Source organism: Endomicrobium proavitum, assembly GCF_001027545.1.
GTDB lineage: Bacteria > Elusimicrobiota > Endomicrobiia > Endomicrobiales > Endomicrobiaceae > Endomicrobium > Endomicrobium proavitum.
In genome coordinates this window covers 1,481,044-1,493,495 of sequence record NZ_CP009498.1, presented here as the reverse complement: position 1 = coordinate 1,493,495, position 12,452 = coordinate 1,481,044, and the positions used below count along the sequence as shown (strand labels likewise).

Below are 12,452 nucleotides of genomic sequence, written 5' to 3'. Positions count from 1 at the left end.
TTTTACTTCCAACCGTTTATAACATCAATAGTTTTTTCAACTTCACTTTTTTCCATCGCGGGCGAAATAGGCAAACTCAAAATTGTTTTATGTATTTGTTCCGTTATCGGATAAGACAAACTATTCCACTCTTTATAAGCCTGCTGTTTATGCGGGGCAATAGGGTAATGAATTAAAGTTTGAATATCATTGTTTTCTAAATATTTTTTTAAATCGTCTCTGCGTTCCGCTCTAACCGCAAAAACATGCCACACATGACCATCTTCATTTTTAACTTGAGGTAAAATAATATTAGGGTTTTTAATATTTTTGCGGTAATATTTTGAAATTTCACGTCTTTTGTTATTGTCGTTATCTAAATACTTTAATTTTACATTTAGAACAGCGGCTTGAATTTCGTCAAGGCGGGAATTTACCCCTTTGTATATATTGTGATATTTTTCTTTAGAGCCGTAGTTAGCGATAGCTTTTATTTTTTCGTAAAGATCTTTATTGTTAGTTGTTACCGCTCCTGCGTCGCCGAGAGCTCCTAAATTTTTGCCGGGGTAAAAAGAAAATCCGGACGCATCCCCTAAATTTCCCGTTCTTTTACTTCCGCTAAACGCTCCGTGCGCTTGGGCGGAATCTTCTATAACCTTTAAATTATATTTTTTTGCTAACTCCAAAATTTCATCTATGTTAGCGGCTTGCCCGTAAAGATGCACAACCATTATGGCTTTAGTTTTAGAAGTTATTTTTTCTTCTATTAAATCCGGATTTATATTATAAGTGTTTATGTCGGGCTCAACCAATACAGGCGTACATCCGTTTTGAGAAACGGATAGAATGGACGCAATATATGTATTTGCCGGAACTATAATTTCATCGTCCGTTCCAAAACCGTAAGCTTTAATAATTAAATTTAAAGCGTCAAGCCCGTTGGCAACCCCAACGCAATATTTGGTTCCGCAGTAATTTGCAAAATTTTTGCAAAACTCTTCATTTGCTTTGCCAAGCAAATACCAGCCGCTGTCTATTACGCCTTTGACAGCAGCGTCAATTTCAGCTCTATACTGTTCGTTAATTTTGTACAAATCCAAGAATTTAACCATTTTATATCCGTTAATTTTATTTTAATATCAAATAAATAAAAATTGCGTTTAAGATTAAAGAAAAAATAGCAAAAAGACAAACTACTTTAAATCTTTTTCTATATATTCTAATTTTATTCGATCTTTTTAACATTAACTGTAACACGTTTTTATATTCTGCGGAAGTTCTGCCGTTTATATCAAACATTGTGTAGGCTTTTTCAAAAGGCATACTGTCAAAACCGCCCCGCATCCAATCTGCCAAAACAGGCGGATTTTCTTTATCCGGAAAAAACCTTTCTAACACCTGAGCTACGGTTTTTATTTGTCTATAAGCGTTTTTATGCAAATTTCCGTCTGCATTTCTGTATAAAAAACCGCATGTATTTAAAATTTTAAAAGATAATTCATGCTCTTTTACATAATTAAAAATTTTGGTTCTTAATACTATATCGTCTCCAACCATATCTTCGTCAAAGCCGCCTACCGCATCTACAACAGACTTTCTAAACAAAGCTCCTTGAATAAAAAACGAGCCGAATTTTTTATATTCAAGATCAATCAATTGATCTATATTTATATTGTCTTGCAAATTTGAAGAAACGCTTTTTTGCAAACCCCTGCTGCGTCTTGCGTTTACTCTGCCTTTGCCGTCTATAACTAAATATTTTTTAGAGACGACAAAAGAGATATTTCCATCTTCTTCCAATATATCAACTTTTTCTTTTATAGCATTTTTAGTTAAGACGTCGTCACAGGACATAAAAAGAATATATTTTCCCTGTGCACGCCTCAACATAACGTTAAAATTTTTTCCTACATTACCGCTGTTGCTTTGCGACAATGCAGTCATTTTAAACGGACTTTTTATTTCCAATTCATTTAAAATTTGCGCGCTGTTGTCTTTTGATCCGTCGTCAAGAGCAAGGATTTCAACATTTTTATAATCTTGTCCCCATATCGCTTTTATATTTTGCTCTATATAACGGGAATGCTGATAGCTTAAACAACATATAGAAACAAGCGGATTTGTTTTCATAAGATATCCTAAATTATTTATTATACAGATACTTTTCACGAGCTTGACGACGGCTTTTCTTAGACGGCAGGAAATTAATAAAAAACTTGATAACTTTTTGGCTTAACGTAAATTTTAATATATTGCCGGAAGACTGTCTTTCAATATATTCTTCGGGAACACATATATTGTCTAAAGATTTATACAGCAGCACCCATTCTTTAAACGTCAACTCTTCAAGATCGGGATGTTCACCGTAAAAATTACGCCATCTGTTTGACAAATTGCTGTATTTAGGCCAATACAGCCCTACCGAGCCGGCATCTACTATACAAAAATATTTTGCGTAACAACGCCAGCTGTCTTCCAATGTCCACTTTATATTATGTCCTAATTTTTTCAGGTACTCTGTTGTGTAATAAATTTCGCTTGGACGCAATTGAGCAAATTCTTTTAAACTTTTACAAGACGGCAATTTATCTCTTGTTTCAAAACCACAACTCCAAAATTTTAACACATCATCAACATGTCCGAATAAAAACATGTCTGAAACATCATACAGTCTGTATTTAAACGTATTAAACGACAGCGAAACAAGTCTTTTTAATTGATTTTTAGAAGCGCCCGAATCTAACGGGAAAACTTCTAAAAGATTAAACAAATACTCGGCTATATTGGTTTCATATAATCTTTGATCTGTTCTTGTTTTAATAACATATGTAAAACCTAAATCTTTTGCCTTTTTTATTCCCGCAAATGAAGAATATATTTGTCTATTGATATTTGCCCAGTCTTTTAGCTGAGGGTCTTTGTTTCTTAATACAACGCACCCTTCATTCTCAATTAATTTTAAAGTTTCATTATTTTCATAATCCCATGTAGAAACAATTATTTGGCAATTGATAAAATTCTTTTTATAAAGTTTTATAGTCTCCAGAGTAAAATTATTTTCATAACTTACGGGGCCTTGCATAACTATAGCTAAAGTTTGCGCATGTTTTACTGAATTTGAAACAGCTATATAATCTTTCGTTTTTACGGGTTTAGCGTCAAAAGTTATAAATTTATCGTCATATATAAAAGGAACTTTCCTCTGCAAAAACTTTTTCATTGGAAATACTCTTTGAGAGAATTATTCCTTGGTATATTTATAGCAACTGCCGACGGATAAGGATTTGTAGGAGCAAAGTCATTTATAACCACTCTTGCGCTATGGTTTAAACCGGTAATTATTGCATAAGGCTTGATACCGTTTTTATTTAATATTTTTTGTATAGCCGTCTTGTATTTTTCCGTTCTTGACGTTACTATAACAATTTGTCCGCCTAAATCTTGCAATTGTTTAATTACATTAATATTTTCTTCTATGGTAATTTTATTATTAGACCAATTAATTTTTCCATACTGTCCGGAATTTTTCATTAAAACGCCGTCTATATCAATAAAATACGTTCTAAAACGTTTCTGAACGTCTTTCCATTCGGCTAAAGTTCCCCAATCTTCATATCCGCAAGCTTCATTATATTCAAACACAACTTTTTTTGTTGAAATGAGATAAGATATAACGTGCGATACAAACATCTCCCCCCCCCCGAGTTTTTCTACGGATAATTTTTCATAGCCGCTTATAAAAATATCAGGGCTTTCAAAAGCGTACACGCCTAAAGATATAATGCTTGAGACCACCTTTTTTTCAATGATATCATCAATTATATTCTGCTCGTTAACTATAAGAAAACTTTTTCCGGGTATGTTGGAAATATTGGGATGTTTGTGTAAATCGTATCCGGTTATAAAATTATTTATTTTCTTACGGATTATAGTTTTAACATAATTATCTGAATCTTTTACCACAATACCGCCGCGGGAAACTTTCATATTTTTTAACGTTAAATACACCGTTTCGCTTGCGCTCTTTGTAAAATCTTCAAGCACGCATATTTCAACTTTTTTATTTTTAGCAAAAACTTGTTTCAGTATGGTTTTTGCTTCGTATTTATCGTCATGGGGTTTAACTATAGTTATTATAACTCTGTCAAAAACGTCTATATTTATCCCCTTCATTGCCTTTTGTATCATTAATTCGCCGTCAGGGTGCGTAAGAAGATATTTAGGCTTCATGTTAGGGAATCTGTTTGATTTACCGGCGCAAGGAATTATTAATGTATTCATTTTTGCTCCATTGTATTAATTGTACTTATAATTTTATCAATTGATTTTTCTATAAAAGCATGAGTGTTTTTGTCTTTAGCGTACGGCGCTATGCGTAAAACGTTTAACAGCAAGATATAATATATTTGCAAAAGAACAGTATTGCCGTTTTCCAATTTAAGAATTTTTTGTATCAATATATTTTTAGATATTAAAAGTTTTAAATTTACATTAATATCCGGCGGGCAATGTCTGTAACTCCAATGCAAATCCAAATCTTGCAGCAATTTTGCCACGTCTATCATCCACGAATTATAAAAAGAATCAAGCAAATCTATTAGATAAATTTTATTATCGTCTGAAATTAAAATATTTTCCAACGTTAAATCGCCGCAGCAATCGCTTTGGTCAATATTGGAAAAATCAAAACGTTTCAACTTATTTAACGCTTGCTTTATGAGCCGATTTTTATTACCCGCAATACGGGAAAGCCTGGTTATTTTATTTTGAAATATAAAATTAGCTTCTTTATTAACGTTGGATTTTTTTATCTGTAAAGAATTAAACAATAAATCTATGAACGCTTCTATTTGAGTTGCCGTTAATATTCCTATAGTATCGCTAAGGGCTTTTCCTCTGACAAACTCCATATCAAAAAAGAAAAGTTCATTTTTAGCGCTATAGCCATAGTTATAAATTTCAGGAGTTTTAACAAACGGCAGCGTAAATTTCTTTTGCTTAATAAATTGTTTTCTTAAACGCTTGTTATATGTTAAAGACCCCGAAAGTTTACGAACAAAAAATTTATCCGCGTCTCTGCAAAGCAAAACTTTGCAGCCGCTGTGACCATTAAATTCTTTTACCAAATCAAATTTCAATTTATTTTCCGTGTCTTATTTTTTTCAACATAGCAATAGTTGCTTTTATATCTTTAAACGGAAGCTTTTTTATTTCTTCATCAGGCAAATTCCACCACTTTAAAGCTAATAGTTCTTTTATTGTTTCATCATCAAAACGATATTTTATAACTTTGGCAGGCACCCCGCCCACAACAGCATATGCAGGAACATCTTTAACGACTACCGCTCCTGCCCCTATAACCGCGCCATCTCCTACGGTTATCCCTTGTCGTATAAATACATTTTGCCCTATCCAGACATCATTGCCTATAGTACAAGGGTTAGCATACGTTTCTGATATTCTATTTGTCCAGCCAAGTCCGCTCATATAAAAATACGGCGAAGTTGATAAGTAATTTACAGGATGTTCTCCCTGACCTATAGTAACTTTACCGGCTATTGAAACGAAACTCCCGATTTTTGTTTTTGAATTTTCAACTTTTAAATCCGGCGCGCTGTATGTATTTTTTCCAACTATACATTTACCGTAAAACGGAAGCGGAACAAACGGTTTGCTTGTATTCCGCAGCATCTTTTGCGTTATTTTAGATTTTCTATATATTCTCGCAATAGAATGTATTTTACCGTTATGTAAAGCAAAACGAACCAATTCGTTTCTATATAAATTCAGTTTTATTTTACACATATCCGCTTCTTGAGAGCTAAACGTTTGATAATTTTCTAAAACTTTATTTTTATAGTATCCGAGTAAATTGACCGTATTTTTAAACCAAACATGTCTAAAAGACCTGCTATAATTATTTTGTTTCATAAAATGCAGTAATTTTATATATCCTAAAACATCCTCAATTGTTCTGGGTTTAAAAGTTTTTATTATTGCATTTGGATTATCTTGCCTGTAGTAGAAATTAGTGTCTGCAAATACAACTTTGTTTGCGTAATGCAGATATGTCCTTGAATTATATTCGCATCCGGTAAAAAAGGAATCGTCGTAACCTATTTTTTTTAACAACTCCGTTCTGCGCAGATAGAACCCGTGGATTTCCCATGGAAGCGCCAACTCAAACGCTTCCTTTCCGGTTAAAATAGCATTGTAGTTATCTTTTGGAGGTTTAATTAATTTATTTTCCGCAGATTTTTCGCCATAGTACCATATCATATTAGGCACTACGGCATCGGCGCCTGTTTCAACCGCTTTTTTGTATAAAATTTCAAAACATTTTTTATCAACAAAATCATCTTGGCTCATGTAGAAAAAATATTCGCCGCTGCAAAAAGGAAGACCGTACTTTAAACCGGCCACGGCAGTTCCGCCTTTTGAAGTTCTTTTGTAAATTTTAAAACGGCTGTCTTTTTGCGATAAGTTTTCAATAAATTCCAAAGAACCGTCCGTAGAAAAGTCATCAATACATATAACTTCAAAGTTTTTATACGATTGGGCCAATAAACTTTCCACCGTTTTCGGTAAATAATGCAAACCGTTATATATAGGTATTAATACGGATATTAAATCTTTCATTTTCAAATAGTTTCCATAATCTTCAATATTTTTGAATTATCTCCGTATATTATCGGAGAATCATATTTTCTGCCCGGAAAAACTCCAAACTCCGGACGTATTTTGAGTTTATTTACAAATAAAAACTCTTCAACTTTATCTTTTAAAGAAACCGCTTTACCGGAACACACATTAATAATTCCATCAATTGTTTTTTGAACGGATGCTTTTGCAATATATAATGCCAAAGTTTTGATATCTATAAAATCGTATTTGTTTTTTCCGTCTGTAAAAGGGAATGACGTTTTACCTTCTTTCTCCATCTGTAAAATTTTAGAAAAAACGGATTTGTTTCGCCAATCATCTCCGCAAACGTAAAAACCTCTAAACCATTTTAAAGAAATATCTTTATGTAAGGGGGGGGGGCAGATAAATATCATCTGACGGAGTGCATTTTTCGCTACGCCGTATAATGACAAAGGATTACATGGCGTATTTTCATCAACAACGCCTTCATGATAGCCAACCTCATGCATACTTCCCATAACAGATATATTTTTGCAACCGCTGTCTATCATATTCTTTAAAAAACCATAATGTGAAAACAAATCTTGTATATGGTTTAAAGAAGCATGATTGAAGCCGTCGCGCCACGCCATGTGAATAACCGCTTCCGGCAAACCCAGCGTTTGGTATAAATCTGAAGCCGCGGCGTTTTTTAAAATATCTATATTGATAAATTTTGCATTTGCATCTATATTTGAATTATCAATATCTACAGCCGTAACTTCGTATTCCTTATTGGCAAGCAGCGCTTGCACAACGTGACTGCCTATATATCCGTTTGCGCCCGTAACAATTATTTTCATTAAACATTATCTCCGGGTTTTGCGGGATTACCTACTACGGTTAAATTCGGCAATACGCTCTTTGTTACAACGGAACCCGCGCCGACAACAGCGTTTTCGCCTATTGTGATGCCGGGCAGTATTGTGGCGTTAGCTCCTATTGACGCGCCTTTTTTAACAATAGTTTTTTCAAGTTTAAAATTTTTATTCCCTGATTTCGGATATTTATCATTTGTAAAAGCAACGTTGGGACCTATAAAAACATTATCTTCTATTATGACGCCGTCCCATAGCTGCACGCCGCATTTAACCGTAACATTATCGCCGACTACAACATCGTTCTCTATAAACACATGCGAGCAAATATTGCAGTTTTTCCCTATTTTAGCGTTTGGCAAAACAACGCAAAACTGCCATACTTTTGTATTCTCGCCTATGTTTTTACTTTGGACGTCGGATAAAGGATGAATCATTTTAAACTCCGCAAAAACTCGTCGTAATTTCTAATATATTCTTTTTCATCATAATACTCGCTTGCAAGCACCATAAGCTTACACCCGTAAGAAAAATGATTCATTTCTCTCCACATATTTTTTCCTATGTAAAGCCCTACATCCGGACGGTTAAGCCAGATTTCTTTTTTTTCTTTGCCGTCGTCTAAAACAAATTTACACGAACCGTCCATTGCCACAATAATTTGTTCCAAGTTTTTATGCGCATGCTTACCGCGCTCTTCTTGCGGTAACGTGTCAAAAATATAATATACGCGTTTTATGTCAAAGGGGATATTTTTTTTAGATTCCAAAGAAACCAGTTTTCCTCTTTCATCGCCAAAAACTTTCATGTTTATAATTTTATAGTTCATGTTTTTAACCTTTTTATTTATTGTTTAATATTTTTTGAATATACCGGAATTTTTAAAATCTTTATTTTTAATTTGCCTTTTCTGTTTACATATTTATGATACGCAAATTTTGATATTCTTTTAAATGCAAATAACAAATACGGCTTATCTCTAAAAAAAAAGGCGGCAAAAACCGGATATGCTTGAGAAAAATAATCGCAAATCAGAGAAACGGGATACTTTGTATATTTTTTTACCGCTCTGACATTACCGCAAGATTTAAACTCTTTAACCTTAATAAACGGAACTCCAAGTTTCACAAGCGTTGTTATGCCCGTTTCGTACATGCTTACGGAATTAAACATAGCAACATATTTAAACCCCGCATCTGCCAAAATATGCGTTAGCTGTGTTTCATATTTCAAAATTACATTTTCTACGCGTGTTTCGTATTGAACATTCTTCCAAAAATTAACAAATGCATCGGAAGACACAACATTTTTATTAAAACTCATGAAATAACTTTGAATATGCGCCGGATATTTTTCCCTTAAATTTAATAACGGTATATCCACTAAACCCTCTTGCTGTAAAGTTAAACCCCAAAAATCAACACCGCTTTCTTCGGCAGCTTTATATAAACCGTCAATAGGGAAAAGCGGACCAAAACCGGTATCATTCATCAAAGTAATATTGTCGTAACTAAAAAGTTCTTGAGCGTTTTCACTCAACAAAGCATCTTTCCATGCCCCGAAATCAAAACCTTTATTTTCACGCAAAATTATTTTATCCTGCAGCCCGTCAAGTTTATTTTTATACTCATGGGAAACAGGACTGTTTGAAACGAATACAACGCGATCATACAGATGTTTTATAGATTGTAATGTTTGCAAAACATGCGCGGCTATTTTATTGTATTTATTGTAATGAACAAAAAAAAGTATGCGCTTCAAAATATTCCCTTTATGTTAGAATGACAAAACCTAATGCAATCTTTTTTTAATGCTTCTTTTCATTTTTTCAAAAAAATTATCCTGATTAGTTTTAGATTTTACTTTCAAAAACGGTCTGACAAAAAATTTAAAAGAAAATATTCTCATAAGCGCAGATAAATCTTGCAGCATAAGTTTTGGGTGATATTTGCCCTTTTTATCCGTTAATGCAATTCTACAGTCATCGCCTACTTCGCTTTTGAAATTTGCAGAAGTTATAATTTCCGGAATTGCCGTGTAAACATTAATTTTTGCGGCAAACTTAAAATATCTCCAATCATCCGGAGTAAATCTAACAGGATACAAATAATCGGCAAGACGCTGTGCGGCTTTTAAATTAACAACATAACCATATGCAAAATCGGCTCTGTAAATCTCGTAAAGAGCGACATTTTTTAACTGAATTTTTCTATTCTCTACATATGCTTTATATGGCGTCAATAAATACACAAAAGGCTTATCTGTTTTTTCGTCAAACTCTTCAATATCTTTTAAAACCGAAACAATATTTTCTTTAAATTTAATGTCATCTTCCATAATTAGAGCCAAGGGTATTTTCTCCTTGACCATAGTTTTATAAATTTCTATATGGCTTAATGAACACCCTATTTCACCTTTGCTTAAACCATTTACAGGGTAGTCTTTAACATCAGTTTTAAGTTGTTGGTCGTTTACATAAATACCATCAAAAAATATTCCGTTCAAATTATATCTATTTAATTCGGCTGTCATGTGCGCTCTGCGTTGCGGGTTTTTAGAGCAGATTACAAACGGTTTTATTGTTGTATGCAAAACAAATTCCTCCGTGGCTAACTTACATATTGCAACATGTATTTTCTGTATAAATTTAACGCTGAATGAAAAAACACAAAGATATTATACAATTTATCTGAAGTTCAAGACAACAAAAAAGCATTGTAAAACGTATAAACTTCTTGTCCGGAGTAAAAAAATTAACAACTAAAACCCCTCTCTTTATTTATTAAAAATACCTTGAAGCAGTCCGCCGATGGATTTGTCTTGGGAATTTGAATTTGTTTGACCTGTTTGCTGTCCGCTGCCGGAGTCTCTTAAAGCCGCGCCTTGCTCGGGAACTTCAACCTCGTCGCTTTTTCCGCCAAGCAGCGCGCCTATTTTGCCCAAAGTTGAATCTTTCCCGAAAATTGCAACCGCGCTTGAGGCTATGTCCAAACTGCTTTTGGGGTTAGGTAGCGTTCCGCCGATTTTTATAATTACCGGCTTGTTTGCGCCGGGATATACGTTAGCTTTCATATCAAGTTTTTCGGTGTTAAAATCCGTGGCACCTGTAACTTTCATTGATACAAGCGCGGACAAAAAGTTCATTGTTTTTATGGTCATTTTTCCTTTAACAAAATTAAAATCCCCGAAGAACGAATCGTATTGTAGAGAGTTGCCTTCCTGTTTTTGCATTCCGTCTATTTTTAAAATTCTCGCGGCTTTTTCTACCACGGCAAGAGATGTAAACAACATTTTTGCAATTTTGTTGGAAGCCGTAAGTTTATCTATATCTTCAATTTCTCCGTTAGAAACATTGAAAGTTACATCGCCGTTAACCTTATCAAGCTTGTCGGTAATGCCCGTAAGGTTTGCGTTAAAAGTTGCGCCTTTCTGCGCGTAAAAATATGGAATTTTTATTTCGCCGGCTTTAAGTTTTGCGGTTAAGTTAAGAGGCAAACTTGCGCTTTTTGAAGCAGCGCCCGTTCCGCCTGAATTTTTTGCGGATTTGCTTTCCGAGCTTTTCGGATATCCGTCTAAAATAAGCGATTCCATTTCAAAATCTATATTTACATTTAAAGCCGTTTTTGTTTTGGAATATCCCGCCATGCCTTTAAAGTATTTACCGTTTAAATATCCGCTAAGGGCAGAAAGCTTTATATCGTCCGCAGATTTTACGGCAACGTTTGCGTTGACAGCTTCCACTGTAAACATAGGCTTAAATTTAAACGCAACGTTTTCCGCTTTTGCGTTGGCGGTTATAAGCGTTGGCGTTATAACGGCATCGGCTTTTATTTTCCCCTGCGGCTCATATTCTTTTACAATGCCCGGAATAATTTTTATTAGGGAATCCAAAGTAAAATCAAGATTTGCGGAAATTTTATAATCTAAATCTTTTTTCCAACTTATATTGCCGGCTGCGGAAATTTTAGAACTGTCTGCAGACAATTGAGCGCTTAAAATATTTGCCGCGCTTTTTTCCAAGTCCACATTTATTTTTGAGTTTAAATCTATTTTACCTACGGAAAACTTCGGCAAATCTTTTGCAAATTGTTTAAAAGAATTGTTTGTTAAAGAAGTAACCTGTGCGTTAACGGCAATTTCCGGCGCTTTAAAGTTTTTAATCATAGTTTTGCCGGTTATAACCATATCTTCAATATTTGTTTTAAGACGTAAAACTTCAACGCTCGTTTTTTGCATATCCATCTCGCGCAAGTTTATATTTGCCGAAAAAGAAAGCGGAATATTAACGGATTGTTTTTGTTTGGAATTTTGATAATCAAAAATAAAATCCGTTTCGCAGTTAAACGCTTTAACAAAATTAAAGTTTTTTGCGTCCGCATTTAAATTTCTAATTGCAAAAGAAGTTGCCGCGCCCAAATTTATAAAAGTTATATTTGAATTCTTAATATAAAATCTGCCTAAAGAAATATTTTTTAAATCTATAAAACCTTCTTTATCGCCGGCAGTTTTTGCGTCTTTTGATTTTTTATCGTCAACGGACGAATTAAACTTTTCCAAAATATCGTCAAAGTTATATTTATTGTTTTTATCTTTAATTACGGTTATATCAAGCCCGTCAACGCCTATAACTTTTACGCGTATTTCTTTTTTCAAAAGAGGTTTAAGGCGAACTTTTATTATAAACTTATCAACCTTGCCGAACGTGCCCTTTGAAAAATCAGGATTTTCGCTTATTGCAAAGTTTTTTAGCGTAACGCCTATAAAATTAAACGAGAGATTTTCATATTTAACTTCTCTGCCGATATACTCTTTAGCGGCTTTATCCACATAACCTTTTATTTTTTCATCCGTAAAAACACACTTTAAAACAATTATAGCGATAACAGCCAAAACAACAAAAATACCGGCTAAAACAGCCAGAGCTTTAAACAATTTTTTTAAGAATTTTTTCATGGCAACACCTCTTCGTGT

The 12,452-nt window shown here is 33.9% G+C and carries 12 protein-coding genes; all 12 read right to left on the bottom strand.

Annotated features, from left to right (window positions below):
- Positions 1-2: 2 nt before the first annotated feature.
- A complete protein-coding gene (locus Epro_RS06455) occupies positions 3-1,091 on the bottom strand; it encodes a DegT/DnrJ/EryC1/StrS family aminotransferase (protein WP_052571347.1) in 1,089 nt (362 codons plus the stop codon).
- 16 nt (positions 1,092-1,107) lie between these two features.
- A complete protein-coding gene (locus tag Epro_RS06450; RefSeq protein ID WP_052571345.1) occupies positions 1,108-2,109 on the bottom strand; it encodes a glycosyltransferase family 2 protein in 1,002 nt (333 codons plus the stop codon).
- A gap of 13 nt (positions 2,110-2,122) precedes the next feature.
- Positions 2,123-3,199: a WavE lipopolysaccharide synthesis family protein gene (locus tag Epro_RS06445; protein ID WP_052571343.1), complete on the bottom strand. Its 1,077-nt coding sequence runs from the start codon at positions 3,197-3,199 to the stop codon at positions 2,123-2,125.
- A complete protein-coding gene (locus Epro_RS06440) occupies positions 3,196-4,260 on the bottom strand; it encodes an HAD hydrolase family protein (protein ID WP_052571341.1) in 1,065 nt (354 codons plus the stop codon). Before Epro_RS06440 ends, Epro_RS06445 begins: the two co-directional genes overlap by 4 nt.
- The gene (locus Epro_RS06435) at positions 4,257-5,117 is read right to left on the bottom strand and encodes a hypothetical protein (protein ID WP_052571339.1); all 861 of its coding nucleotides are present in this window, start codon (positions 5,115-5,117) and stop codon (positions 4,257-4,259) included. The genes Epro_RS06440 and Epro_RS06435 overlap by 4 nt, the downstream gene beginning before the upstream one ends.
- 1 nt (position 5,118) lies before the next feature.
- Positions 5,119-6,618, bottom strand: a complete 1,500-nt coding sequence (locus Epro_RS07215; RefSeq protein ID WP_052571337.1) for a glycosyltransferase — start codon at positions 6,616-6,618, stop codon at positions 5,119-5,121.
- Positions 6,619-6,620: 2 nt separating this feature from the next.
- On the bottom strand, positions 6,621-7,466 hold the full coding sequence (locus Epro_RS06425; protein ID WP_052571335.1) for an NAD-dependent epimerase/dehydratase family protein: 846 nt from the start codon (positions 7,464-7,466) through the stop codon (positions 6,621-6,623).
- A complete protein-coding gene (locus Epro_RS06420) occupies positions 7,466-7,918 on the bottom strand; it encodes an acyltransferase (RefSeq protein WP_052571334.1) in 453 nt (150 codons plus the stop codon). Before Epro_RS06420 ends, Epro_RS06425 begins: the two co-directional genes overlap by 1 nt.
- Positions 7,915-8,310: a sugar 3,4-ketoisomerase gene (locus Epro_RS06415; RefSeq protein ID WP_052571332.1), complete on the bottom strand. Its 396-nt coding sequence runs from the start codon at positions 8,308-8,310 to the stop codon at positions 7,915-7,917. The genes Epro_RS06420 and Epro_RS06415 overlap by 4 nt, the downstream gene beginning before the upstream one ends.
- Before the next feature lie 17 nt (positions 8,311-8,327).
- Positions 8,328-9,242: a rhamnan synthesis F family protein gene (locus Epro_RS06410; protein ID WP_052571331.1), complete on the bottom strand. Its 915-nt coding sequence runs from the start codon at positions 9,240-9,242 to the stop codon at positions 8,328-8,330.
- A 30-nt stretch (positions 9,243-9,272) separates the two neighbouring features.
- On the bottom strand, positions 9,273-10,073 hold the full coding sequence (locus Epro_RS06405; RefSeq protein WP_052571329.1) for a glycosyltransferase family 25 protein: 801 nt from the start codon (positions 10,071-10,073) through the stop codon (positions 9,273-9,275).
- Between the two features lie 183 nt (positions 10,074-10,256).
- Entirely contained in the window at positions 10,257-12,434 is a 2,178-nt protein-coding gene (locus Epro_RS06400; RefSeq protein WP_052571328.1) for an AsmA family protein, read from the bottom strand.
- Positions 12,435-12,452 lie beyond the last annotated feature (18 nt).

Bases quoted from the DNA above. Each gene is read 5' to 3' on its own strand.
- Epro_RS06455 (WP_052571347.1), bottom strand. From the start codon at position 1,091: ATGGTTAAATTCTTGGATTTGTACAAAATTAACGAACAGTATAGAGCT.
- Epro_RS06450 (WP_052571345.1), bottom strand. From the start codon at position 2,109: ATGAAAACAAATCCGCTTGTTTCTATATGTTGTTTAAGCTATCAGCAT.
- Epro_RS06445 (WP_052571343.1), bottom strand. From the start codon at position 3,199: ATGAAAAAGTTTTTGCAGAGGAAAGTTCCTTTTATATATGACGATAAA.
- Epro_RS06440 (WP_052571341.1), bottom strand. From the start codon at position 4,260: ATGAATACATTAATAATTCCTTGCGCCGGTAAATCAAACAGATTCCCT.
- Epro_RS07215 (WP_052571337.1), bottom strand. From the start codon at position 6,618: ATGAAAGATTTAATATCCGTATTAATACCTATATATAACGGTTTGCAT.
- Epro_RS06425 (WP_052571335.1), bottom strand. From the start codon at position 7,466: ATGAAAATAATTGTTACGGGCGCAAACGGATATATAGGCAGTCACGTT.
- Epro_RS06420 (WP_052571334.1), bottom strand. From the start codon at position 7,918: ATGATTCATCCTTTATCCGACGTCCAAAGTAAAAACATAGGCGAGAAT.
- Epro_RS06415 (WP_052571332.1), bottom strand. From the start codon at position 8,310: ATGAACTATAAAATTATAAACATGAAAGTTTTTGGCGATGAAAGAGGA.
- Epro_RS06400 (WP_052571328.1), bottom strand. From the start codon at position 12,434: ATGAAAAAATTCTTAAAAAAATTGTTTAAAGCTCTGGCTGTTTTAGCC.